This is a genomic window from Ferrimonas balearica DSM 9799 (assembly GCF_000148645.1).
GTDB classification, from domain to species: Bacteria; Pseudomonadota; Gammaproteobacteria; order Enterobacterales; family Shewanellaceae; genus Ferrimonas; species Ferrimonas balearica.
This window is the reverse complement of record NC_014541.1, coordinates 2,546,803-2,570,620: the sequence shown is the minus strand read 5'-3', so window position 1 is coordinate 2,570,620 and position 23,818 is coordinate 2,546,803. Positions and strand designations below refer to the sequence as shown.

General features: G+C 59.4%; 25 protein-coding genes and 9 tRNA genes. 29 read left to right on the top strand and 5 right to left on the bottom strand.

All coding sequences use genetic code 11. The features are described 5' to 3' along the window. The first annotated feature begins 5 nt into the window (after positions 1–5). From FBAL_RS11720 to FBAL_RS11610, 23 genes are all read left to right on the top strand, one after another. Positions 6–734: an RNA polymerase sigma factor FliA gene (locus FBAL_RS11720; RefSeq protein ID WP_013345806.1), complete on the top strand. Its 729-nt coding sequence runs from the start codon at positions 6–8 to the stop codon at positions 732–734. Positions 735–744: 10 nt separating this feature from the next. Continuing rightward, positions 745–1,602, top strand: a complete 858-nt coding sequence (gene motA / locus FBAL_RS11715; RefSeq protein WP_013345805.1) for a flagellar motor stator protein MotA — start codon at positions 745–747, stop codon at positions 1,600–1,602. Further along, on the top strand, positions 1,602–2,588 hold the full coding sequence (locus FBAL_RS11710) for a flagellar motor protein MotB (protein ID WP_013345804.1): 987 nt from the start codon (positions 1,602–1,604) through the stop codon (positions 2,586–2,588). Before motA ends, FBAL_RS11710 begins: the two co-directional genes overlap by 1 nt. After that, complete coding sequence (locus FBAL_RS11705) at positions 2,585–2,983, top strand: PilZ domain-containing protein (RefSeq protein ID WP_013345803.1); 399 nt, start codon at positions 2,585–2,587, stop codon at positions 2,981–2,983. The genes FBAL_RS11710 and FBAL_RS11705 overlap by 4 nt, the downstream gene beginning before the upstream one ends. After that, positions 2,980–3,264 carry a hypothetical protein gene (locus FBAL_RS11700; RefSeq protein ID WP_013345802.1) on the top strand — a complete coding sequence of 95 codons (285 nt, stop codon included), beginning with the start codon at positions 2,980–2,982 and terminating at the stop codon, positions 3,262–3,264. The genes FBAL_RS11705 and FBAL_RS11700 overlap by 4 nt, the downstream gene beginning before the upstream one ends. Before the next feature lie 577 nt (positions 3,265–3,841). Next, positions 3,842–5,974 (top strand): prolyl oligopeptidase family serine peptidase, encoded by a 2,133-nt coding sequence (locus tag FBAL_RS11695; protein ID WP_013345801.1) that lies wholly within the window; start codon positions 3,842–3,844, stop codon positions 5,972–5,974. Positions 5,975–6,146: 172 nt separating this feature from the next. Beyond that, positions 6,147–6,566 (top strand): tol-pal system-associated acyl-CoA thioesterase, encoded by a 420-nt coding sequence (gene ybgC / locus FBAL_RS11690; protein WP_013345800.1) that lies wholly within the window; start codon positions 6,147–6,149, stop codon positions 6,564–6,566. Beyond that, on the top strand, positions 6,556–7,248 hold the full coding sequence (gene tolQ / locus FBAL_RS11685; RefSeq protein ID WP_013345799.1) for a protein TolQ: 693 nt from the start codon (positions 6,556–6,558) through the stop codon (positions 7,246–7,248). Before ybgC ends, tolQ begins: the two co-directional genes overlap by 11 nt. Further along, entirely contained in the window at positions 7,245–7,676 is a 432-nt protein-coding gene (gene tolR, locus FBAL_RS11680; protein WP_013345798.1) for a protein TolR, read from the top strand. The genes tolQ and tolR overlap by 4 nt, the downstream gene beginning before the upstream one ends. Next, positions 7,669–8,595 (top strand): cell envelope integrity protein TolA, encoded by a 927-nt coding sequence (tolA, locus tag FBAL_RS11675; RefSeq protein ID WP_013345797.1) that lies wholly within the window; start codon positions 7,669–7,671, stop codon positions 8,593–8,595. The genes tolR and tolA overlap by 8 nt, the downstream gene beginning before the upstream one ends. A 7-nt stretch (positions 8,596–8,602) precedes the next feature. Further along, positions 8,603–9,967 carry a Tol-Pal system beta propeller repeat protein TolB gene (gene tolB / locus FBAL_RS11670; RefSeq protein WP_013345796.1) on the top strand — a complete coding sequence of 455 codons (1,365 nt, stop codon included), beginning with the start codon at positions 8,603–8,605 and terminating at the stop codon, positions 9,965–9,967. A gap of 39 nt (positions 9,968–10,006) precedes the next feature. Beyond that, positions 10,007–10,534 carry a peptidoglycan-associated lipoprotein Pal gene (gene pal, locus FBAL_RS11665; RefSeq protein WP_013345795.1) on the top strand — a complete coding sequence of 176 codons (528 nt, stop codon included), beginning with the start codon at positions 10,007–10,009 and terminating at the stop codon, positions 10,532–10,534. Between the two features lie 15 nt (positions 10,535–10,549). Then, complete coding sequence (gene ybgF, locus FBAL_RS11660) at positions 10,550–11,284, top strand: tol-pal system protein YbgF (RefSeq protein ID WP_013345794.1); 735 nt, start codon at positions 10,550–10,552, stop codon at positions 11,282–11,284. 177 nt (positions 11,285–11,461) lie between these two features. Further along, a tRNA-Lys gene (locus FBAL_RS11655) sits at positions 11,462–11,537 on the top strand. Between the two features lie 30 nt (positions 11,538–11,567). Further along, positions 11,568–11,643 (top strand) — tRNA-Lys (locus tag FBAL_RS11650). A 31-nt stretch (positions 11,644–11,674) separates the two neighbouring features. Continuing rightward, positions 11,675–11,750 (top strand) — tRNA-Lys (locus FBAL_RS11645). A 31-nt stretch (positions 11,751–11,781) separates the two neighbouring features. Beyond that, positions 11,782–11,857 (top strand) — tRNA-Lys (locus tag FBAL_RS11640). A gap of 29 nt (positions 11,858–11,886) precedes the next feature. After that, positions 11,887–11,962: transfer RNA gene (locus FBAL_RS11635), tRNA-Lys, on the top strand. Positions 11,963–11,992: 30 nt separating this feature from the next. Continuing rightward, a tRNA-Lys gene (locus FBAL_RS11630) sits at positions 11,993–12,068 on the top strand. Positions 12,069–12,100: 32 nt separating this feature from the next. Further along, positions 12,101–12,176 (top strand) — tRNA-Lys (locus FBAL_RS11625). 31 nt (positions 12,177–12,207) lie between these two features. Then, a tRNA-Lys gene (locus tag FBAL_RS11620) sits at positions 12,208–12,283 on the top strand. 31 nt (positions 12,284–12,314) lie between these two features. Then, positions 12,315–12,390, top strand: a tRNA-Lys gene (locus FBAL_RS11615). A 313-nt stretch (positions 12,391–12,703) separates the two neighbouring features. Then, on the top strand, positions 12,704–13,849 hold the full coding sequence (locus tag FBAL_RS11610) for a DcaP family trimeric outer membrane transporter (RefSeq protein WP_013345793.1): 1,146 nt from the start codon (positions 12,704–12,706) through the stop codon (positions 13,847–13,849). A 57-nt stretch (positions 13,850–13,906) separates the two neighbouring features. Here FBAL_RS11610 and FBAL_RS11605 read toward each other — a convergent pair whose 3' ends face one another. The 4 genes from FBAL_RS11605 to FBAL_RS11590 form a co-directional block, all read right to left on the bottom strand. Continuing rightward, positions 13,907–14,530, bottom strand: coding sequence for a MarC family protein (locus FBAL_RS11605; protein WP_013345792.1), 624 nt, complete (start codon positions 14,528–14,530; stop codon positions 13,907–13,909). A gap of 86 nt (positions 14,531–14,616) precedes the next feature. Beyond that, on the bottom strand, positions 14,617–14,880 hold the full coding sequence (locus FBAL_RS11600; RefSeq protein ID WP_013345791.1) for a GrxA family glutaredoxin: 264 nt from the start codon (positions 14,878–14,880) through the stop codon (positions 14,617–14,619). Between the two features lie 166 nt (positions 14,881–15,046). Further along, positions 15,047–16,786, bottom strand: coding sequence for a DNA repair helicase RadD (gene radD / locus FBAL_RS11595; protein ID WP_013345790.1), 1,740 nt, complete (start codon positions 16,784–16,786; stop codon positions 15,047–15,049). A gap of 110 nt (positions 16,787–16,896) precedes the next feature. Further along, positions 16,897–18,252: a Na+/H+ antiporter family protein gene (locus tag FBAL_RS11590; RefSeq protein ID WP_013345789.1), complete on the bottom strand. Its 1,356-nt coding sequence runs from the start codon at positions 18,250–18,252 to the stop codon at positions 16,897–16,899. A gap of 299 nt (positions 18,253–18,551) precedes the next feature. Here FBAL_RS11590 and FBAL_RS11585 point away from each other — a divergent pair, with 299 nt between their 5' ends. Then, positions 18,552–19,157 carry a peroxiredoxin gene (locus FBAL_RS11585; protein WP_013345788.1) on the top strand — a complete coding sequence of 202 codons (606 nt, stop codon included), beginning with the start codon at positions 18,552–18,554 and terminating at the stop codon, positions 19,155–19,157. 97 nt (positions 19,158–19,254) lie between these two features. On the opposite strand, the gene rnt is transcribed toward FBAL_RS11585, so the two are convergent. Next, on the bottom strand, positions 19,255–19,923 hold the full coding sequence (rnt, locus tag FBAL_RS11580) for a ribonuclease T (protein ID WP_013345787.1): 669 nt from the start codon (positions 19,921–19,923) through the stop codon (positions 19,255–19,257). 150 nt (positions 19,924–20,073) lie between these two features. Here rnt and FBAL_RS11575 point away from each other — a divergent pair, with 150 nt between their 5' ends. From FBAL_RS11575 to FBAL_RS11555, 5 genes are all read left to right on the top strand, one after another. Next, positions 20,074–20,931 carry a flagellar protein MotY gene (locus FBAL_RS11575; RefSeq protein WP_013345786.1) on the top strand — a complete coding sequence of 286 codons (858 nt, stop codon included), beginning with the start codon at positions 20,074–20,076 and terminating at the stop codon, positions 20,929–20,931. A 162-nt stretch (positions 20,932–21,093) separates the two neighbouring features. Further along, a complete protein-coding gene (locus FBAL_RS11570; protein ID WP_216086787.1) occupies positions 21,094–21,801 on the top strand; it encodes a class I SAM-dependent methyltransferase in 708 nt (235 codons plus the stop codon). Between the two features lie 294 nt (positions 21,802–22,095). Beyond that, positions 22,096–22,401 carry a hypothetical protein gene (locus FBAL_RS11565; protein ID WP_013345784.1) on the top strand — a complete coding sequence of 102 codons (306 nt, stop codon included), beginning with the start codon at positions 22,096–22,098 and terminating at the stop codon, positions 22,399–22,401. After that, the gene (locus FBAL_RS11560) at positions 22,398–23,387 is read left to right on the top strand and encodes an efflux RND transporter periplasmic adaptor subunit (protein ID WP_013345783.1); all 990 of its coding nucleotides are present in this window, start codon (positions 22,398–22,400) and stop codon (positions 23,385–23,387) included. Before FBAL_RS11565 ends, FBAL_RS11560 begins: the two co-directional genes overlap by 4 nt. A gap of 107 nt (positions 23,388–23,494) precedes the next feature. Further along, complete coding sequence (locus FBAL_RS11555) at positions 23,495–23,764, top strand: helix-turn-helix domain-containing protein (protein ID WP_013345782.1); 270 nt, start codon at positions 23,495–23,497, stop codon at positions 23,762–23,764. The last annotated feature ends 54 nt before the right edge of the window (positions 23,765–23,818 follow it).

Below are 23,818 nucleotides of genomic sequence, written 5' to 3'. Positions count from 1 at the left end.
GGCCCATGCTGCAGACCGAACACGCCTATCAGGAGCCGGTGGCCACTGCCACCGGTCGGGCACACGACGAAAACCACTACCTGCGCCAGTACCTGCCCCTGGTCAAGCGGGCCATGGGCCAGCTGCGCAGCCACTGTGGCCCGATGATGGGGCCGGAGGACATGGAGCAGATCGGCTTGATGGCCCTGCTGGATGCCCTGCGTCGTTATCCCGGTGAACCGGACAATGGTTTTATCGCCTTTGCCAGTCTGCGCATTCGTGGCGCCATTCTCGATGAGCTGCGGCGTCAGGATTGGCGACCGCGCCAATTGCGCCAGCAATCCCATGAGCTTAATGACACGGTGCGCCGGTTAACCCGGGAGTTGGGGCGCCCGCCCCACGATCAGGAGGTGGCCGATGCGCTGTCCCTGAGCCTGGAGCAATACCGGGAGCGGCTCTACGCCTCTCAGGCCGAGTCACTGCAGAGCCTTGATGAGCTGCTCGGTGCCGGCGCCAGCCTGGAGCAGGAGGGCAATGAGACCGAACGGTTCCAGCGCCATCGCACCCTCGCCAGTGCTCTGGGCAAGCTCAACCAACGGGAACAGCTGGTGCTGTCGCTCTACTACCAACACGAACTGAACCTCAAAGAGATCGCCCTGACCCTGGGCTTGACCGAATCGCGGATCTGCCAGCTGCATAAGCATGCCGTGAAACAGCTCAAAGCGATCTATCAGGATTGGGAACAGGATCAGTAAGGAAATACCCATGTTGAAGTTTTTTGGCCTATTGACCGTTATCGCCTCGGTATTTGGTGGCTTCCTGCTGGCCAAGGGCCAACTGGCGGCGTTGTGGCAACCGGCGGAGGTGGTGATCGTCATGGGGGCGGCGATCGGCTCCTACATCATCTCCAACCCGATGCCGGTACTGCGTGACACCCTGGCCCAACTGCGCGGCATCGTCACCAGCGAAAAAGAGGACCCGGAGCTGTACCCCCAGCTGTTCGGCCTGATGAACACGCTGATGAACCAGATCCGCATGAACGGCCTCAAGGTGCTGGACGAGCACATTGAAAAGCCGTTTGAGAGCTCCATCTTCCTGACCTACCCGGCGGTGCTGCGCCAGCCCATGCTGCTCAGTTTTCTGGTCGACAACCTGCGTCTGCAATCGATGGGCAAACTGACCGCCCACGAGTTCCAGCACCTGATGGAGGAGGAGATCCACCGCCTGCAGGAGGACCGGATGCGTCCCTCCCACGCCATGCATCGCACCGGCGAAGCCTTGCCCGGCTTCGGCATTTTGGCGGCGGTGATGGGCATCATCATCACCATGGGCGCCATTGATGGCCCGCTGACCATGATCGGCGTGCACGTCGCGGCGGCACTGGTGGGCACCTTTATGGGGGTGTTCGCCTGCTACTGCCTGTTCGAACCGGCGGCCTCGGCGATGGCGCACCTTATCGACCGCCGCATCGCCCAGTTGCATTGCGTTAAGGCGATTCTGGTGGCGCAGCAGGCGGGCAAGCAGCCGCTGCTGGCGCTGGACGCCGGTCGCCGCCTGATTCAGGAGGAGAACCGCCCCAGCTTCCTGCAGCTGGAACGCTACCTGGTTGAGGAGCAGCGCTGATGGCAGGCCATGAGGTGGTGGTGGTTCGCAGCCGCTCTCTGGGCGGCAAGCGGGCTAAGGCAGGGGGCGCCTGGAAGGTGGCCTTTGCCGACTTTACCCTGGCGATGATGGCGTTGTTCCTGGTGCTCTGGCTGGTCCAGGTGGCGGATAAACAGGAGCGCGCCTCCATTGTTCAGGCTCTGACCGGCGAAACCCTGCTGGAATCCAGCAGCGGTGGCAGCTGGGATTCCAATCGTCCGCACATTCTGGAGCTGGATGGCACGCTGTCGATGACCGAGGCCGTCATGCCCGCCACCGGCACCGGTGTGCAGCGGGCCGGACCCGCCATGGTGAATCAGATCCCTAAAGGGGAGCGCGGTGCTTCGGCCGGGCAGGGCGATACCCTGACCAGCCTGCTGCCCGGGCCGGTGGAAACCCAGGCTCAACTGGAGGTGCTGGCGCGGGAAGCGGGCAAGATCATCGCCCAGTCTGAGATCGCCGATAACGTCGCCATTCAGGTGGTGCCCCAGGGACTTAAGATCCTGATTCGGGATAACCTGCAGCAGTTTATGTTCGCCCGTGGCAGCAGCCGGATGACGCCCTATTTTGAGGACCTGCTGTTCTCGCTGGCGCCGCTGCTGAAACAGGTGCAAAACCCCCTGATGGTGTCCGGCCATACCGACTCCACCCACTTCCGCTCCAACGACAGCAGCAACTGGGAGCTGTCCAGTGAGCGAGCACTGGAAGCGCGTCGTGCCCTGGAGTTTGGTGGGGTAGGCCGTAACCAGTTCTTCAATGTGGTGGGCATGGCTGATCAGGTGCCGGTGGAACCCAGCGACCCGCGATCCAGCGCCAACCGTCGGATAGAACTGATGGTGTTGACCCACAAGGCGGAAGACGAGCTGAGAGGGCTGTTTGGGGTCCCCGATGGCAAACCGGTACCGGTTGCTCAGCAGGGTGCTGAGGCGAATCGGCCACGGGGGCGCTACGCCGAGGTCAGCCAGTGAGTCACGACATCGAAGTAGAACAGGACAATCGGCGCGAACACGCTCGTTTGTCCCTGCGTCGGGATCCGGAGCAGCCACTGGTGCTGGCCTGTGACGGCATCCCGGCTCGGTTGGTTAAGCCACACTGGCTGCGCGATAAGGTGCTGGGCATCGGTTCGCTGAAAGACGTCAGTGTCGGTGGATGCGGCCTGATCAGCGCGGCACCGCTGGCGATGGACAGCGTGTTGCAGCTGGAGGTGGGTGAACTGTCCATGCCCTGCAAGGTGGTGCGGAAAAGCCCGGTGCAGGGGGCGTTGCATTTTTATGGGTTGCGTTGGCAAGCGATGGAGCAAGACCAGCTGTTGGCACTGTATTCCGCCATCAGCCGGCTGAAGAGTAAGAGGGATGGACGATGAGCCAATTTCAGCGGCATGGTCCGGATAAACTGCAGAAATATTTTCTATACCTGATCGTCGGCGACTGGCTGTTGTTGGCCGGGGTGATGCTGGTGGTGGATTCGCTCAGCTTTCTCTACAGCAGCGCGATTGCGCTGCTGGTGGTGGCGTACAACGTGCTGCTGATGAAGTTGTGCTTTATCCGGGCGCGTCGTTCCAGCGACGGCTATCTGCTCTATCCGGTGGTGTTCGCCGCCCTGGTGTCATTCGCCTTGCTGGGATACGTGTTCTTTTTCCGCTAAGCGCTGCGAACCCATCGACTACCGCACAGAAACGCACGGCTTGCCGTGCGTTTTTTTGCCTCTGGTGGGGCTGGTGAACAGGCAAAAAAAAACCCGCCGAAATTCAGCGGGTAAGATTGAATGCAATCAACAATCTAAGAAGGAAGTTAAGCAAAAGAACCAGGGAACATTCTCGAAGGTGCTTAGGCTTCGGGAACGTCGGATTTGGGCGGCGTATGCCGATATGTTCCGAAAACAGGGCCTATTCTATGGAGCACCCCCGTTGCCATCAAACTAGAAAAATTCCAAATTCGAATTAGAAAAACTAATTTAGTGTGGTGATGTAAACGGGATGGGAACAATTCGGAAAAACTACCGGTAGCTCGCTTTAAATCCCGTATCGACGGTGGGTGTCGACGGCTTTTTCGTCGGTTGGGCGCTTTTTTTGGCGCTGCGCTGTGCCCGGGTTGGCCAAAAAAATCTAGTTTGTGCGCTGTGTCTCTTGCATCGGTGAGTTGATCCCGCCTATGGGGGATGGTTAGAGTGACGCCGTTTACATTACGCGATACATAACAACAACACAGGGAGTCGTAACAGCATGTTAAGTAAGACTAAGTGGAGCACCCTGGCGGTTGCGGCGCTGTTGGCGGGGTGTCAGAGCGCCCAGCCCGATGCGCCTGCCGGGGCGCCGGACAGCCCTCGTGGCCCGGTCGTGGAGCAACTGCACGGCCAGGCGGTGGCGGACCCATACCGCTACCTGGAAGACCCGCAGCAGGCCCAGACCCAGGCCTGGGTTGAAGCCCAGCGCGCCTACGGTGATGGCATTCTGGCGGCGATCCCCAACCGCGATGTGATTGAGAACCGCATCAGTGAACTGTGGAACTACGAGAAGGTGGGGGCCCCGTTCTTTAAAGGGGAGCGGGAGTTCTTCTTCCGTAACGACGGCCTGCAGAGCCAGTCCGTGATGTACGTTAAGGACAAGCCGGGCGCAGACGCCCGTGTGCTACTTGACCCCAATACTCTGTCCGAAGATGGCACCGTTGCCCTGAGCGGCATCTCTGTCAGCCCCGATGGCAACACTCTGGGTTACGGCGTTTCCCAGTCTGGTTCCGACTGGCAGCAGTGGCACTTTATCCGCATCGCCGATGGCAAGGTGCTGGGTGAGCCGCTGGAGTGGATCAAGTTCTCCACCCCGCAGTGGAACGAAGACAGCAGCGGCGTCTGGTACGCCCGTTACGATGCCCCGGAAGGGGAGGGCAAGCTGGAGGAGGTCAACCGCGCCCAGAAGCTGTTCTTCCACAAGAGGGGTGAAGCCCAGAGTGCCGACACCCTGGTGTATGAGCGTCCGGACCAGCCCGAGTGGGGCTTCTCCCCGACCCTGACCGACGACGGCCAGCATCTGGTGATCAGCGTCTGGCAGGGCACTGACCGCCGCAACCGCGTGTTCCTGAAAGATCTGAAAACCGGTGATGTGAAACCGCTGGTGGATGAGCTGGTGGCGGAAGTGGGTTTCCTCGGTAACGACGGTGACCGCTACTACTTCAAAACCGATCTGGATGCCCCCAATGGCCGCATTGTTGCCATGGACATCAACAAGCCGGCCAGCGCCAACTGGCAAACCCTGGTGGCGGAAACCGCTTCCCCCATCGACAGCGTCAAGCTGGTGAATGACCACTTCGTCGTGGTACGCCTCAAAGACGTGCTGGCCGATGTGATGGTGTATGGCCTGGATGGTAAAGCTCAGCACCACCTCGACCTGCCCGGTGCGGGCCGCGTCGTGGGCCTGACCGGCCGTCGCAGCGACACCAGCCTGTACTTCTCCTTTAACTCCACCATCCACCCGGCCGGGGTGTACCGCTACGACTTCGACGGCGATGCGGTGCATGCGCACCGTCTGCCCGAGGTGGCGTTTGATCCGGAGCAGTACGTTTCTGAGCAGGTGTTCTACACCAGCAAAGACGGCACCCGCGTGCCGATGCTGATCACCTACAAGAAGGGGCTGGAGAAGGACGGCGACAACCCGACCCTGCTGTACGCTTACGGCGGCTTCAATGTCTCTGTCACCCCGCGCTTCTCCCCGGCCACCATCGCCTGGCTGGACATGGGCGGCGTCTACGCGGTGCCTAACCTGCGTGGCGGCGGTGAGTATGGCCTGCACTGGCACCAGGGCGGCATGCGTGGCAACAAGCAGAACGTGTTTGATGACTACTACGCGGCGGCCGAGTACCTGATTGACGAGGGCTACACCCGCAGTGAGCGCTTAGGGGCCTATGGCCGTTCCAACGGTGGCCTGCTGATGGGCGCCGCGCTGACCCAGCGTCCCGACCTGTTTGCCGCGGTGCTGCCGGCGGTGGGCGTGCTGGATATGCTGCGCTACCACAAATTCACCATCGGTTGGGCCTGGATCCCGGAGTACGGCAGCGCCGACAACGCTGAGGATTTTGAGTACCTGATGGCTTACTCACCGCTGCACAACGTGACCGAGCGTGCCTACCCGGCCACCATGGTGATGACCGCAGACCACGATGATCGCGTGGTGCCGGCGCACAGCTATAAGTTCACTGCAGCGATGCAGGCGGCGCAAACCGGCGCTGCGCCGATTTTTGCCCGTATTGAGCACAATGCCGGCCACGGTGCGGGTAAGCCGACCGCCATGCGCATCGCGGAACAGCGCGATATTTACGCGTTCCTGTGGCACAGCTTCGGTCTGACCATTCCCGACAGTCTGTAACCACTTACCCCAGCAAAACGGCGGCCAAAAGGCCGCCGTTTTTCATGGTTTCTTCAGAATGGGGCGTTTGTTACCGTTTTTTATCCGTTATTTACTGCGCAAGCGGCGGTTCGCCACTCCCATCACAGAAAGCGCTCGGGTATAGTAGCCGAACCCATTTTTTAACGACGCGATGGAAGCAGTGGCGAGCGAAGCCTTTCATTGGCCGGTGCGGGTGTACTATTCGGACACCGACGCCGGCGGCGTGGTCTACCACGCCAATTATTTGAACTTCTTCGAACATGCACGGACTGAATGGCTACGCAGCCTCGGTTTCGAGCAGGACCGACTGATGGCGGAAGACCTGGTGTTTGCGGTGCGTCAGATGACCATCGACTTTGTCCGCCCGGCCCGGTTCAATCAGCAACTCGACGTCGTGACCCGGCTGGTCAAACTCGGGGCGGTCAGCCTGGTGTTTGAACAGCAGCTCATGGATGAGGTGGGCGAGGTGTATTGCCAGGCCCAGGTCAAGATCGGCAGCTTGAGCGCCGATACTTTTACACCAAAGAAAATTCCTCAATCGATCAAACAGGAGCTTGCACGTGCCGGCTGAGATCTCGTTTATTGGCCTCTTTTTGGAAGCGAGCTTGCTGGTCAAGCTGGTGATGATTTTCCTGCTGCTGATGTCAGTCGCCGCCTGGACCGTCATCTTCCAGCGCCAGAAAGCCCTTAAAGAGGCGCAGCGTCGCGCCCAGCGTTTTGAAGACCGCTTCTGGTCCGGCGTCGACCTTAACCGCCTGTACCAGGAACTCTCCGCCCGTGGCGACCAGAACAGCGGCCTGGAGCTGATGTTCACCAACGGCTTTAAAGAGTACGCCCGTCTCTCCAAGTCCTCCCGCAGCGCTGAAGCGGTGATGGACGGCAGCTACCGCGCCATGCGCGTTTCCCTCTCCCGCGAAGTGGACAAGCTGGAACAGCATCTGCCGATGCTGGCCACCATCGGTTCCACCAGCCCCTACATCGGCCTGTTTGGCACCGTATGGGGCATCATGAACTCCTTTATCGCCCTGGGCAGTGTGCAGCACGCCACCCTGAACATGGTGGCACCCGGTATCGCCGAAGCGCTGATCGCGACCGCGATGGGTCTGTTTGCCGCGATTCCGGCGGTGATCTTCTTCAACCGATTCTCCACCCGGGTTGAAAAGCTGGAGAACAGCTACGCCAACTTTATGGATGAGTTCTCCGCGATCCTGCATCGTCAGGCCTACAGCCAGCAGGGAGAGCCCCGCGCATGATGGCCGGATACCAGCGTAAACGACGCCGTAAGGTGGCGGAGATTAACGTCGTTCCCTATATCGACGTGATGCTGGTGCTGTTGATCATCTTTATGGCAACCGCGCCGCTGGTGACCCAGGGCGTTAAGGTGGATCTGCCCCAGGCCAGTGCCGAGCCCCTCTCCGCTGATTCCAAGCCGCCGCTGGTGGCGTCGGTCAATTCGGAAGGGGAGTACTTCCTCGACAATGGCTCCGTGGATGAGCGCAAGCCGCTGATGCTCGATGAGCTGGCCGCGCTGGTGGCCGCGGAGTTGCAGATCAACCCGGATCGGCCGGTGGTGGTGAATGGTGACCGCAACGTCTCCTATGACCAGATTGTTCAATTGATGGTAAGCCTGCAAAGCGCCGGCGTACCCTCCGTTGGTTTGATGACAGAATCCAATGAGTAAGCAGACCCAACCCGGCCAATCGCCCATCGGCATCCCGCTTGCGGTGTCGGTGCTGTTGCACGCCGGTCTGTTGGGCTTGTTGGCAGTCAGCGTAGACTTCTCCAGCAAGCCCAAACCGCAGCCTCAGGCCAGTGCGCCGGTGGTTCAGGCGGTGACCGTTGATAAAGCCCAGGTCGAGCAACACGTGAAGCGCATCCAGGCAGAGCAGGCCGCGGCCCGCGAAGCGGAGCGCCAACGCCAGGCTGATCTGGAGCGCCAGGCCAAGGAAGCGGAACGCAAACGCCAGGCTGAGCAGGATCGCCTGCGTAAGCTGGAGCAGGAGCGTCAGCAGCGCCAGGCTGAAGTGAAGCGGGCTGAAGAGGCCGCCAAGCAGGCCAAGATCAAGCAACAGGAAGAGGAAAAACGCGCCCGCCAGGCCGCTGAACAGCGCGCCAAGGAGGAAGCCGCCCGTCAGGAAGCCGAGCGCAAGCGCAAGGCGGAAGAGGAAGCGGCCCGCAAAGCGGAAGCCGAGCGCAAGCGCAAAGAGGAAGAGCGCAAGCGTAAGGAAGCCGAGGAAGCGGCCCGGAAAGCCCGTGAGGCCGAGCTGGCTGCCCAGATGGCGGCGGAGCAGGCGGAACTGGCCCAGGCCCGTCAGCAGCAAGTGCTGACTGAGGTGGAACGCTACTCGGTATTGATTCGTCAGGTGATTCAACGCAACCTGCGTACCGATACCAGTATGCGTGGCAAGCAGTGTCGGGTTCGCATCAACCTGGCCCCGGACGGCTTTGTGTTTGACTCGCGGGTGCTCTCCGGTGACCCCGGCGTATGCCGTGCCACCCAAGCCGCGATTCAGGCCGCTGGCCAGTTGCCCGTATCGAAAGAGCCGGATGTGTACAACCAGCTCAAACAGATTGACTTAACCGTAGAACCGGAACTGTAAGGACATGATGAACTCCTGGATCCCACGTTTTGTTCAGGCCGCCTTGGCCATGGTGCTGCTGGTGTCGATGCCGGCGCGCGCCACCCTGGAGATTGTGATCACCGAGGGCGTCAATGCCGCCCGTCCGGTGGCCGTAGTGCCCTTTGTCTGGGAAGGCCCGGGCCCGATGCCCGAGCAGATCAGCGATGTGGTGACCTCTGACCTGGCCCGCTCTGGCAGCTTTAACCCGCTGCCGGTGACCCAGTTGCCGCAGACCGCCATCAGCAACGAGGCGCAGATGGACCTGGAAGCCTGGGTCAATACCGGTGCCGAAGCGGTGGTGGTGGGTAAGGTAAGCCAGCAGGGCGCCGACCAGTTTAAGGTGGTGTTTGAGTTGGTGGATCTGATCCGCGCTCAGGCCACGGGTGGGGATACCCAGGGCTTTGACGGTAACGGCCTGGTCAAGACCAATGACCACATTATCGAAGGCCGCGAGACCGTGATCAGCAAGGCGCAGTTCCGCCAATACGGTCACCGCATCTCTGATCTGGTGTATGAAGCCCTGACCGGCGTGAAAGGCGCGTTCTTGACCAAGATCGCCTACGTCACCGTCGACGAATCTGCTGCTCCCTTTAAGTTCCAGCTCCGCGTAGCCGACTATGACGGTTACAACGAGACGGTACTGCTGCGCTCCCGTGAGCCGCTGATGTCGCCGTCCTGGTCGCCGGATGGCCGCAAGCTGGCTTACGTCTCCTTTGAGAATCGCCGCTCTGAGATCTACGTTCAGGATCTCTACACCCAGCAGCGTGAACGGGTGACCAGCTTTGCCGGCATCAACGGTTCGCCCTCCTGGTCCCCGGATGGCAAGCAACTGGCGATGACGTTGTCAAAAGACGGCAGTTCCGAAATCTACACTCTGGACCTGGCCACCCGTGCGCTGAAACGGATCACCAACCACTACGCCATCGACACCGAGCCGACCTGGGCCCCCGATGGCAAGTCTCTGGTATTCACGTCAGAGCGGGGTGGTCGCCCCCAGATATATCGAGTATATTTGGATTCCGGTCGAATTCAGAGGCTTACATTCCAAGGTGAATGGAACCTCGGAGGCTCGATGACGCCAGATGGTCGCTATCTGGTGATGGTTAATCGCACCAATGGGAAGTTCAACATCGCGCGTATGGAGTTGAGCACCGGTTACATGGACGTGCTCACCGAGACCTACCTCGATGAGTCGCCGAGCGTAGCCCCCAATGGCAGCATGATCATCTATGGCACCACCCATAATGGTCGACAGGTTTTGGCTGCGGTCTCCATGGATGGCCGTTTTAAGGCGCGACTGCCAGTGCAGGTGGGCAATGTAAAAGCCCCGGCCTGGTCACCGTTCCTGTAAGAAGTATCGTCACTAAGTAAAAGAAATAGGATTCGTCCGATGAAATTGAACCAAGTTCTTAAGGGTTTGCTGATTGCGGTTCCCGCCCTGGCTCTGACTGCCTGTAGCTCTACCAGCGACACCGACGCTCAGTCCTCCTCCAGCTCTAACCAGCAGCAGGTAGAATCCGGCGTTCAAACCGGTGCTATCGAGCAGGTACAGACTCCGGAAGAGATCCAGCGTCAGAAGTACGAGCAGCTGCGTCAGGAACACATCATCTACTTCGACTTCGACCGTAGCGATGTATCCGGCCAGTACGCTGAACTGCTGGAAGCCCACGCGGCCTTCCTGGTAGAAAACCCGAGCACCAAAGTACTGATCGAAGGTCACGCTGATGAGCGCGGTACCCCTGAGTACAACATCGCCCTGGGCGAGCGTCGTGCGAAAGCGGTAGAGCGTTACCTGCAGGGTCTGGGCGTACTGTCTTCTCAAATCACCATCGTATCCTACGGTGAAGAGAAGCCGCTGGACTCCTCCGCCACTGACGCGGCCCACGCCAAGAACCGTCGCGCGGTACTGGTGTACTAATCCGGTAGGAAAGCTATGAAGCGAGTCGTCATTGTTACGGCACTTCTATGCTGGGGGGCGCAGCCATTGGCTGCGCCCGCTCCCGTTGTAGAGGCTGCCCCAAGTAGTGCCCGTTCGGGCGATATCAACAGCCGGGTGGACCGTCTGGAGCGCCAGATGCAGGCCCGTAACCAGTCCCAGCTGCAACTGCAGCAGACACTGGACCAGATGCAGCGCGAAATCGGTGAACTGCGTGGCCAGAGTGAAAACCAGGCCTACCAGATCCAGCAGATGCTGGAACGCCAGCGTCAGCTGTACCAGGACCTGGCCAAACTGCAGAGCGCCCCTCAGGCCGCCGCGCCCGCTGCCACCGCTCCCTCTTCCACACCCGCTGTTTCCTCCCTGTCTGAAGCCGACGCCTACACCCAGGCCCTGAACCTGGCCACCAAGGAACGTCGCTTTGACGACGCCATTCCGGCGTTTCGTCGCTTTATCGAGCAGTACCCCGACTCCAGCTATACTCCCAATGCGTATTATTGGCTGGGCCAGCTGCTCTACAATCAGGGTCAACTGGCGGAAGCCGGCACCATGTTCGCCACGGTGGCTGACAAGTATCCGAAATCCTCTAAACGCTCAGATTCTCTGCTGAAGCAGGGATTGATTGCGGATCGTCAGGGGGATAAGGCAACGGCACAACGCTTCTTTAAGCAGGTGATCAGCGAATACAGCGGCAGCAGTGCGGCTAACATGGCGCAAAAACACCTCAATTAAGCGGGTCCAAGGGCCTGTCGGCACTGGGAAAATTGGATTTTTTAACCGCTTCGGCGCTTTTGTGGGCAAGTGGCACGAAAATCAGAAAATCCGGTTGCATGGCCAAACGAACTTGGTATTATAGCCGCCCGTCGACAGGGGAGGGTGCTGAACCCGACACTGTAGGCAAACCCCAGTGGGTCGTTAGCTCAGTTGGTAGAGCAGTTGGCTTTTAACCAATTGGTCGAAGGTTCGAGTCCTTCACGACCCACCACTCTTCGCCTTTCGCGAAGAATCCCTAAGTGGGTCGTTAGCTCAGTTGGTAGAGCAGTTGGCTTTTAACCAATTGGTCGAAGGTTCGAGTCCTTCACGACCCACCACTTCTTCGCCTCTTGCGAAGAAACCTTTAGTGGGTCGTTAGCTCAGTTGGTAGAGCAGTTGGCTTTTAACCAATTGGTCGAAGGTTCGAGTCCTTCACGACCCACCACTTCTTCGCTTCTGCGGGGAAAACCTTTAGTGGGTCGTTAGCTCAGTTGGTAGAGCAGTTGGCTTTTAACCAATTGGTCGAAGGTTCGAGTCCTTCACGACCCACCACTCTTCGCGCTTTGCGAGGAAACCTCAGTGGGTCGTTAGCTCAGTTGGTAGAGCAGTTGGCTTTTAACCAATTGGTCGAAGGTTCGAATCCTTCACGACCCACCACTTCTTCGCCCTTTGCGAGGAAACCCCAGTGGGTCGTTAGCTCAGTTGGTAGAGCAGTTGGCTTTTAACCAATTGGTCGAAGGTTCGAGTCCTTCACGACCCACCACTTCTTCGCCCCTTGCGAAGTACCCCCTCAGTGGGTCGTTAGCTCAGTTGGTAGAGCAGTTGGCTTTTAACCAATTGGTCGAAGGTTCGAGTCCTTCACGACCCACCATTCTTCGCCCCTTGCGAAGTACCCCCTCAGTGGGTCGTTAGCTCAGTTGGTAGAGCAGTTGGCTTTTAACCAATTGGTCGAAGGTTCGAGTCCTTCACGACCCACCACTCTTCGCCCCCTGCGAAGGCACCCCTCAGTGGGTCGTTAGCTCAGTTGGTAGAGCAGTTGGCTTTTAACCAATTGGTCGAAGGTTCGAGTCCTTCACGACCCACCATTCTTTCTTCCCGTTTTCGTCTTGTTCACTCCCCCTGCATCCCAATCTTGCGAAAATCGCACAATCTGTTGGCGTTTTTTTTAACGCAAAAATTTTTCTCCAGGCTTTTTGTCTTTTTTAAGTGACTTAGCTCTGGCGCGCGATTTCAGTAAAAGATCCTTCATATTCATGGAATAAAGTTCAATCTCTGTACTATGTTGTCTACAGGTAGCACGGAAGTTCCTGTTCTGTTTTCGACTTTTTGCCAATACAGGGTAGGGTGCGGCTGCTAGATAGTACCTTTGGATCATAATGATGACAGGGAGAGATCTAGGTGAACACGTTTAAACTGCCCAAAACTGCACTGGCCCCGGTGGCAATCGCGCTACTGGCGGCTTCTCCTCTGGCCCAGGCTGACACCGAATTCAAATTTGGTGGTTATGTAAAAGCCGATGTCATGGTCAGCGACTACAGCAACGGTGCGCCGAGCGACAGCAACCTGTCGCGTCAGTTCTACGTACCCGGCACCATCTATGGAGACGACTCTCGCGCCAGCACGGTAACCGACTTCCAGGCTCGTGAGACCCGTTTCAACTTCACCTCCAACAGTGATCTGGATGGCCATACGCTGAAGTTCTTTCTGGAACTGGATTTCTTTACCCACTCAGACGGTAACCAGCGTGTGTCCAACAGTTACTCGCCGCGTCTGCGTCACGCGACAGTGACCTTCGACAACTGGACGGCGGGTCAAACCTGGTCCACCTTCCAGAACCCCGGCGCGCTGCCGGAGGCGCTGGACTTTGTGGGCGCAGCCGAAGGCACCCCCTTCGTGCGTCAGGGTCTGATCCGTTACACCGCCGGTGGCTTCCAGGTGGCTCTGGAAAACCCCAAGGCAACCTTCACCAATGCGGAAGGGGGACGAGTCGAGTCCGATTCCAGCTACATTCCGGACTTTGTTGCCCGCTATAACTTCAAGGGCGGCGACGCGAGCTTCTCAATCGCGGGTCTGGTTCGTCAGCTCGAGATCGATGAGAACGGGTTTGACGAAAGTGAGACCGGTTATGGCGTCTCCTTTGCCGGTGTGGTGCCGGTGTTCAACCGGGACATGCTGAAGTTCATGCTGAACTACGGTGACGGTGCGGGTCGTTATCTCGCCCTGAACTATGCCAATGGTGCGGCGTTGACCGATGCGGGCACTGAGACCATCTCCTCGGTATCCGGTTTTGTCTCGTACCAGCACTGGTGGAGCGATCGCTGGCGCAGCAACATCACTGCGTCCGCCTTTGAGGCAGACAATCCGGATGTGCTGGCCAACAGCAACGCCAACGAGACCTCCTACAGCGGCAACATCAACCTGCTGTACTCACCGGTGAAGCCGGTCACCATTGGTGTGGAGTACCTGTACGCGTTGAACGAACAGGCCGACGGTGACGATGGTGAGCTGAACCGCTTTATGCTCTCCTTCAAGTACGCGCTGTAATCGCGTCAGCCCATAAAAAAAGGCCGGCATATGCCGGCCTTTTCTGTGCCTGACCGTTTACCCGGCCAGTTGGGTGAAATAGCTGTGCAAGCCGCTGAGCAGCTCGTTCATCGCCACTGAGGCGAGGATAAGACCCATCACCCGGCTGACGATGGCGGCACCTGCAGCGCCGATAACCCGCTGGATAGGATTGGCCAGCATCAGCAGGACCAGAGTGATGGCCAGTACCGACAGCATAATGCCAGCGGTGACCGCTTGCTGGCTAAAGTCAAAGCGGGTGTTGTCGGTCAGCATCACGATGGCCAGCATCGCGCCGGGGGAGGCGATGGAAGGGATGGCCAGCGGGTACACCGCTTTGTCCCACAGATTTTCATCGTGCAGATCGATCTCACTGGCGGGCTTACTCTCGCCGAAGATCATGGTCAGGGCAAACAGCAACAGCACCAGGCCACCGGCTACCTGGAAGGCGGGCAGGGGCACTTCCATCGCTTCCAGCAGTATCTGACCGGCTACCAGGAAGAACAGCAGGGTCAGGGCGGAGATAAATATGGCTTTAAAGGCGATGCGGCGCTGTTGTGCGGCAGTCATGCCCCGGGTTTGGGACAGGAACACCGGGATGGACCCCACAGGATCAATCACGGCCCAAAGTAATACGAATTGGGTTAACAACAATTCCAACATTCACCTCTCCTGTTGCGTTAATAACGCGCTCATTTTACAACAAAAAAAGCGGCCGGTTGGCCGCTTTTTCCGGAATAACCTGAACCTTAGGCGTACAGACCCAGATTTTCCTTGGCGTAGGCTTCGAAATCGTCGCAGCCACCGATGTGGTTTTGATCGATGAAGATCTGCGGCACGGTGTGGACCGGCTTACCCACGGTCTTTTCCAGATCTTCTTTGCTCACGCCTTCGGCATGCATATCAACGTAGCGGAATTTGAAGTCTTCGCGAGTTTCTTGCAGGGACTCGGCGATCTGCTTGGCGCGGACGCAGTAAGGACAGCCCGGACGGCCAAAAATAACCACAAACATAATGTTCTCCATTTGGTATCGCTGAGCCGTTATATCACAGTTCAGTGAATTGGGCGTGGCCCGGGGCAGGCCGGGGCGCGAAATTGTGTGTTGGCGATACTATGCCGCTTTCACCTGCTGGAGCCAAAACGGCAGAATCGATTAACGCTATCGGGATTAAACCGGATTAACCGTAGGCGCTGTCGGCTTTGCGGTAGCGCCCCTGGTAATCGAACAGGGTTTCAATCACCTTCCAGTAGCGCTTATTTTCGAACCGCGCGATCACGAAATCCGGGTGGCGGAAACGCGCCGCCTGGCTGACCACGGCGTCGACGTCCGGCAGGCGCAAGGGCTGGCCAGGGCTTTTCAGATGGTTGCGGACAAACTGGTGGTAAAACAGACCACGCTGGCCCGGACTGTCATAGCCGAAGCGACGGCTCAGGGTGTCGCCGTCCTCGTCGTGCCAGGTCACCTCAATCTGACGTGCGCCCTGTTTACCGCTGACCGCCGCCAGGCTCACTCCCGCACAACGCAGCACCTTGTAGTCTTTCAGCCGCAGCACTTCGGCAAGGCGTTTGTCCGGGTCGGCGAGGGCTTTGCCACAGCCATGGCAGTCCCGCGCGGCAATGTCGTTTTCCGTCAGGCAGTCCGGGCACTCCTTATAGCGAAAACGGTAGTCACACTGCACCGCTTTGCCGTGCTCGTCATTCTGGTAGCCCTGGCAACGACGACCGAAGTGCTCCAGCACCAGCCCGTTGTCATCGGTTTTGCCCCAGAACGCGTTGTCGTGGCCGCACTTGGGGCAGGGCACGCTGACCGGACTGGTGTCCGGGTGGGGACGAGGCTCGCCCACCTCGGGAGAGTAAAGGGAATAGCCGTTGCCGGCGTAGTCCAGCACCAGACAGTCGGTCTTGCCCGGCGACAGGCGCAGGCCACGGCCCACCATCTGCTGGAACAGCGCCACGGAATCGGTGCGGCGCAACAGGGCGATCAGGTCGACATGAGGGGCATCGAAGCCGGTGGTTAACACCGCCACGTTCACCAGAAACTTCAGCTGCCGCGCCTTGAACGCGTCAATCAGCTGTTGTCGTTCCGCCTTGGGGGTGTCAGCGGTCAGCAGAGCCGATTGCTCCGGCGGCAGCAGGGCCAGCACCTCACGACCATGGCGGACGCTGGCGGCGAAGATGATCACCCCCTCGCGCTGCTTCGCCTGCTCAACCAGCTGTTCGCAGATCAGTGCCGTGGCCCGGCCCCGCAGCTCCGGGTTGAGTTTAGGCTCGTCACCTTCATCGCACAGTAGCCAGCTGGCCACCGCGCCGTCCATCATGGTCGGCGGGGTCAGGTAGCCTGACTTAATCAGGTGGCTGATGGGCAACTCGTAGATGCACTCATCAAATGGCTTGGCGTCGGTGCTGCGCAGGGCGCCCTGGTAGTGGCGCTGATAGATCCAGCCTCCATCAAGGCGGTAGGGTGTGGCGGTCAGGCCCAGCACGCACAAGGCCGGGTTTGCCTGGCGCAGGGTGCTCAGCAGGCTCTGATACTGGGACTCCGACTCCTGGCTGATGCGGTGGCACTCATCAATGATGACGATGGAGTAGGGTTCCGTCAGCTTTGACTGGGCCCGGGCCAGGGATTGCACCGAGGCAAACACCACCTTGGCACTGATGTCCTTTTGTCCCAGCCCCGCCGAGTAGACCGAACTTTCCAGCCCGTAGGCAGCAAACTTCTCCCGGTTCTGTGCCACCAGCTCCTGCACATGGGTCAGCACCAGCACACGCCCTTTGGCGATGCGGGCCAACTCGGCAATCACCAGGCTCTTGCCGGCCCCGGTGGGCAGCACCACCACGGCAGGGCTGCGCTTTTGGCGGAAATGCTGAATGACGGCCTGAACGGCTTCTTGTTGGTAGGGGCGGAGGGTGTAAGCCATGGGGTCTCTCGTTGCGGGCGCGGCTTAGTGTAACCGGCGCTCTGACGGATGTCAGGGGCGGAAACAAAAACGCCCCGCACTGCGGGGCGTTGTGTTCACTTAGGGCCGGTTTACAGCACCATGGCCGCCAGCCAGCCTGCGGCCAGCAGCGGCAGGTTGAAGTGGACAAAAGTGGGGATCACCGTATCGCGGATGTGGTCGTGCTGACCGTCGGCGTTCAGACCGGAGGTCGGGCCCAACGTGGAGTCAGAGGCCGGAGAGCCGGCATCCCCCAGCGCGGCAGCGGTGCCCACCAGCGCGATGATCGCCGGTACCGAAAAGCCAAAGCTCAGGCCCAGTGGGACATAGATGGTGGCGATGATCGGGATGGTGGAGAAGGAGGAACCGATTCCCATGGTGATCACCAGGCCGACAAACAGCATCATAAAGGCGGCCAACGCTTTGTTGTCACCAATGATGTCTCGTACCGACTCCACCAGCATCGGCACCTCACCAGTGGCTTTTACCACTTCGGCAAAGCCTTTGGCGGCGATCATGATAAAGCCGATGTTGGCCATCATGTGGACGCCACGGGTAAAGGCATCCTGAGCGGTGATCTCCTCTTTGTCGATCCCCGCCACGCTCAGAATCACAAAACCGATCAGGGCACCGAAGATCATGGAGCCGGTCCACAGCTGAACGCCCAGTGCGGCAACGATGGCCAGCAACGCCACCTGGATGCGGCGGGGGTTCAGTTCGGTGTGTTCGGGCTCAGTGGCCAGGATCTGGCTTTCACTGTAATCCCGCGGTTTGCGGTAGGTAATGAATACCGCGATGGCCAGACCGATCAGCATGCCGATGGCCGGGATCACCATGGCGGACGCCACATCGCCCACCACCAGCGGGCCGACGGCGCCGCTGTCTACCTGAGCCTGCAGGCCATTACTCAGCAGGTTCTGCAGCAGCAACCCTTCCTGGAAGATCAGGCCAAAGCCCACCGGCAGGGCCATATAGGTGGTCACCAGACCAAAGGTGATGACACAGGCCACCAGGCGACGGTCCATGCGCAGGCTGCTCATAACGTGCAGCAGCGGCGGGATCAGAATCGGCACAAAGGCGATGTGCACCGGCACCAGGTTCTGGGACATCACCGCCATCGCCAGGATCGCCATCAGCATCAGGATGCGCACTTTGCGGACGGTGCTGGGATCCGGCTTACCGCCGAGTCGACGGATGATGGAGCGGGACAGGAGATCGGTGATGCCGGTGTGGGCCAGGGCCACGGCAAAGGCGCCGAGAAGGGCGTAAGCCAAGGCCACTTCGGCACCACCGCCAAGCCCTTCATTAAAGGCTTTGATGGTGCTGCTGATGTCCATGCCGGCGGTCAAACCAGCGACGAGTGCACTGGTGATCAGGGCGATCACGACATTAACGCGGGCAAGGCTCAGGGCCAGCATCAGTGCTACGGCAATAATGACTGCATTCATAGAAAGGGGTGTCTCAATCGTTTTTCTTATCGGAATGGGCGTCGCAAGGCTCCCATTTGTAAGGGATCACCATAGCGCTGTCTATATGGATGGCAGATTGGACTGCGTTTTTTTCCTCCGGCAGGCAAAAGTGTTAGCCGGGTAACACAAAATCGACATTCGGTTTTTCTCTCAGCCCAATCGAAAAAGTAGAACAGGGTAGGTGTTGTTTCGAGGAAGGGCCGAACGTATTATGCATTCCAACGGTGAGCGGCATCGCTAACCGACGGAAACTAAACCAATACCTTTGGAGATGGAAAATGAGCGTACTCGTAGGTCGTCAAGCCCCGGATTTTACTGCTGCAGCTGTGCTGGGCAACGGCGAAATCGTTGATTCCTTCAACCTGCACTCTGCTATCAAGGGCAAGCCTGCAGTGGTTTTCTTCTACCCGCTGGACTTCACCTTCGTATGCCCGTCTGAGCTGATCGCTTTTGACCACCGCATCGAAGAGTTCCAGAAGCGTGGCGTTGAAGTTATCGGCGTATCCATCGACTCCCAGTTCTCCCACAACGCATGGCGTAACACCTCTGTAGAGAACGGCGGTATCGGCCAGGTTCGCTACCCGCTGGTGGCTGACGTTAAGCACGAAATCTGCCAGGCCTACGATGTAGAGCACCCGGAAGCCGGTGTGGCCTTCCGTGCCTCCTTCCTGATTGACAAGGAAGGCCTGGTTCGCCACCAGATCGTGAACGACCTGCCGCTGGGCCGTAACATCGACGAGATGCTGCGTATGGTTGACGCTCTGCAGTTCCACGAAGAGCACGGCGAAGTGTGCCCGGCTCAGTGGGAAAAAGGTAAGCAGGGTATGGACGCTTCTCCGGACGGCGTAGCCCGCTTCCTGTCCGAGCACGCTGAAGGCCTGTAAGCCACAGTGAGCCAAAAAGGCGACCGCAAGGTCGCCTTTTTTGTGCCCGGAATTCAGCCATAAAAAAGGCGGCCATCGGGCCGCCTTTTTCTGCGTATCAGGAGTTGGTCAGTTTGCCGGCCTCTTCGCCGGGCACCATGGGCCAGCCGCCCAGAGCTTTCCAGCGGTTGACGATGTAGCAGAACAGCTCGGCGGTACGCTGGGTGTCGTACAGGGCGGAGTGCGCTTCTTTGTTGTCGAACGGAATGCCGGCGGCACGACAGGCTTTGGCCAGTACGGTCTGGCCCAGTGCCAGGCCGGACAGGGCAGCGGTATCAAAGGTGCCGAACGGGTGGAAGGGCACCCGCTTCATCTTGGTACGCTCGGACGCGGCGTTGACGAAGCTCTGATCGAAGGTGGCGTTGTGGGCCACGATGATGGAGCGGTTACAGCCCGCGGCTTTCTGGCCCTTGCGAACCAGTTTGAAGATTTCGCTTAAGGCTTCGCGCTCAGACACCGCACCACGCAGGGCGCTGAAGGGGTCGGTGATGCCATTAAACTCCAGCGCTGCCGGTTCCAGGTTGGCGCCTTCAAAGGGGGCAACGTGGAAGTGGATGGTCTGGTCCGGCTGCAACCAACCCTGCTCATCCATCTTCAGCGTGACCGCCGCGATCTCGAGGAGGGCGTCGGTCTGCGCGTTGAAACCGGCGGTTTCAACGTCAATCACCACCGGGTAGTAGCCTCGGAAGCGGTTGCTGAGCAGGTTGGCGTCGTTTTGGTTGGTCATAGCATCGTCAGGTTGTTCGCAGGGCCGCACATTATCGCAAACCGATCTGGTGATTGAAATGCCAGGGAGAGCGCGACTGCCTGTTCTATGAGCTAAAGCTTGCCCGTTGAGCGCCGATACAGGGAGCATGACGAAGATTGGGGGTTGGCAATGATACGCTGGACGGGCTTACTGGTGCTGCTGATGAGTACAGCCGCACAAGCGGGTATCCGCAACTACGTGGCGCCGATTGAAGGCTCACTGTGGCAGATGGAGCAATCCTCGCCGCTGCAGTGCGTGCTCAGCCACGAGATCCCCCGCTATGGTAAGGCGGTGTTTGTCAGCCGGGCCAGCAAACAGCTCAATCTGCACTTCACTCTGGAGATGCGCCGTAAGCCTGACGTCACCACCGAAGCCTGGGTGCGCTCCATCGCCCCGGCCTGGCGTCCCGGCGTGCCCCCCCGTGATATCGGTGCGCTGACCTACTACCGCCACTTCAACGGTGAATTGCCCAAGCAGGAAGCCTGGCTGATGCTGACGGAGCTGGAGCAGGGGATGCAACCCACCTTCTTCTATCAGGACTGGTACAGCCCGGATCAGGTGGCCGTGGGCCTCTCCTCCGCCAACTTCGCCCCCACCTACCGGGATTTCGTCAACTGCCTGGATAGCCTGTTGCCGTTTGGCTATGAGGACATCGCTTTCTCTGTGCTGCACTACCAGCAGAAGGATGGCGAGCTGACCCGCGAGTCAAAGCGCCGGGTGGACCAGATCATCCAGTACCTTCAGCTCGACCCGGCGGTAGAGCTGGTGCTGACCGACACCTACACCGACAATCACCGCTCCAAGGCCACCAACCAGGCCATCACCGAACAGCAGGCCAACACCTTGCGCAGCTACTTGGTGCAGTCCGGCATCTCCGAGGAGCGGATCATCGCCACCGCGCACGGTGAACAGCGCCACATTGCCAACAACCGCACAACCCGCGGGCGGGACCTGAACCGTCGGGTGGTGGTGCGGGTGGAGTATTGAGGGCACCGCCACGTATATGGCGACACCACAGACCCCATAACAGAGAGCCCGGCCCGCAAAGCCGGGCTTTTGCTTTTTGCGCCGGGGCGGCCATGATTTGGCCCAATCTCCCCGGTTGTCCGGGGCGTGAACGAAACAGCACAGGCAGCAATGATGAACGAGATGTACACCCGATACGCCAAGGCCTATGCCGAGGCGGTGAAGGACAACGATTACAACGCCGAGTTTGAGCGTCCCACCACGCTGGCGATGCTGGACAGAGCGATGCCGGAACTGGCCGGGCATCGGGTGCTGGACCTGGGGTGCGGCTCGGGCGAGTACGTTGATGCGTTGCGGGCACGCGGTGCTCAGGTAACGGCGGTGGATGGCTCCGGGCCGATGGTGGAGCTGGTGCGTCAGCGTTTTGCCGGGGACCCGCGGGTTTGCTGCTATCAGCAGGATCTGGCGCAGGGCCTGCCCGGTGAGTCTGAGGGCCAATACGATCTGGTGCTGAGCTCGCTGATGGTCCACTACCTGGCGGATCAGTCTCCCTTTTTCGCCGAATGTGCCCGGGTGCTGAAACCCGGTGGACGTTTGCTGGTTTCGACCCACAGTCCGGTGGCGGACGCGGCCCTGTCGGCGTCGGGCAACTATTACGTCCGGGAGGCGATCACGGAGCAGTGGGAAACGGTTGGCGTGCCGGTAGAGGTCACCTTTTATCGACGTTCTCTGAGCGAACAGATTGCGGCCATCACCGACAACGGGTTTGCGATTCTGGCGCTGGAGGAGGGGACGCCCACCGAACGGCTGCGGATGCGCAGCCCTGATACCTACCTGCGACTGACCACCGAGCCCAACTTCCTGTTTGTGCTGGCGCGGAAACAGCCTTAACCCGTCGCGCTCCATCGTACTGCAGGGCGGGCGCCGGCCGGTGCCCGCCCTGCTTCTCTTTGGTGTTGGCACCGGACAGGGGTGTCAACCCACACGGGCTTTCAGCCAACCATACCCCGTCTCGCTTTTTTCCAGATAAATATTCTAAGTCGATACAGTGTATCGCAGATGGTTACATTTGCCGTTTGATTCGATACATCATCGTGGGTAACAATTCACCACATCGATTGAGAGGGGGCAGGGAACCGCCCGAGACGGTGCACCAGACGGCGCGCAAACCCAAAGAGGAGAGTTATGAAGATACATACGACAGAGATGGAGTGGAATCAGGTTCCCGCCATCATGCCGTTGTTGGACAGCCCCTGGTTTATGTGGGTGCTGCTGCTGGTCACGTTGGCATTGTTTGTGTTCCTTGCGGCCCAGTTCTGGAAGCTGCACAGCCTCCCCAAAAAGCTCGCTAAGGAGCGGTCACAGGGTCGCTTTGTGTTCTGGCTCTGTATCTTTGGGTTGTGGTTCAAGCCGCTTTGGGTATTGGCAGCGCTGCTGATGGTGGTGGATTGGGAAGCGCTTCGCGCCTGGTTTATGGGAGAAAAAGCATGAAAGAGTTATTGATTCCCTACGTGCTGATCTGCTGGTTGCTGTTCCGTTTTGGCCTGGTTGCGAAGCGCCCCAGAAACTACTTTATTGCGACCCTGGGCGGCACGTTGCTGTTTGCGGCGCTGTTCTTCGCCCACCGGCTCTATTCCCCGGCGGACCTGACCCACTCAACCCAGGTTCGCGCCCCCCATACGGTGATGTCTCCGCCCATCGGCCAGGAGATTGTTGAGATCTATGTGGACCACAACGAGCGCGTCAAAGCCGGTCAAAAGCTTTACCGACTGCGGGATGATGAGCAGGTGGCCCGTCTGGCCCGGGCGGAAGCGCGGGTGGAGCAGGAGCGGGTCAAGCTGGCTCAGGCTGAACGACGCCTGCAGGATAAGCATGACCTGGGCAAGTTCGCGTCACTGGATGACCTGCGTTCGGCGCAGGAAGCGGTGGAGTTGGCTGAGTTGCACCTGGCCGAGCGGGTTGCCCAGATGGAGCGTGAAGCGGCGACGCTGTCCCGCAATGTGATTACCGCAACGCACGATGGCCTGGTGACCCATGTCCTTGTGGGAGAAGGGTCCCGGGTGGGGGCGCTTCACGTCTACGACACCAGCCGGAAGTTCGTTGAGATGCGGATTGCTGATCAGTCCTACCAGTACATTGAGCCGGGCCAGTTCGCGGAGTTTTACGTCGATGCCTATCCTGGCCAGATCTTCCGCGCCAGAGTGCACAGCATCACGATGGCAACCGGCGAGTCGCAGGGCAGTCCGTTTCCCTTTGACCAGAGTGTCGGGGGATTCATCCAAAGAGGCGCTGCGCCGGTGGGTCGCACCGTGATTCTGGAGTTTGACGTGCCGGAGGGCGTTGTGATGCCTCTGGGGACGACCGGCTCCGCCTGGATCAGCGCCAATAAGCCTCACCCGGCACTGGGTTTTCTCGATATGGTCGGGGCGGCCGTGGTCCGATTGGGGGCCATCAAGTCCTACGTCCAATCCCTGTAGGGTGGGCTCAGTAAGAGAGCGGGGCGCTGTTGCAACGCGACCCTGTCTTTAATTTGCCTTTCGTGCTCGATAGTATTCGAGACTGAAGCTGAGATTTTAGGATTGGCATGAAGAACGACGCAACGCTGATCATACAGGTGATCAAAGATCACTTTGGTTATGACAATCGACAACTGGCCGAGCTAACGGGCCTGACGCCGGACGCGATCCGCAAGTTGATTCGGGGCGACCGGCTGGCCTCTGGGCCGACTTTGGCGATACTCCATGCGATCTACCTCAATCGTCATCGGGCGGTAGCGGCCAACGTCAATCTGCTGCGCCGCCTGAACAAGGGCGAAGTCACGCTGGAAGAGGCGGACCAGCAGGTGGTTCGCTAACCCCTGCGGTGTCGCAAACAGAAAAAGCCCCGGGCAGATGCCGGGGCTTTTTTG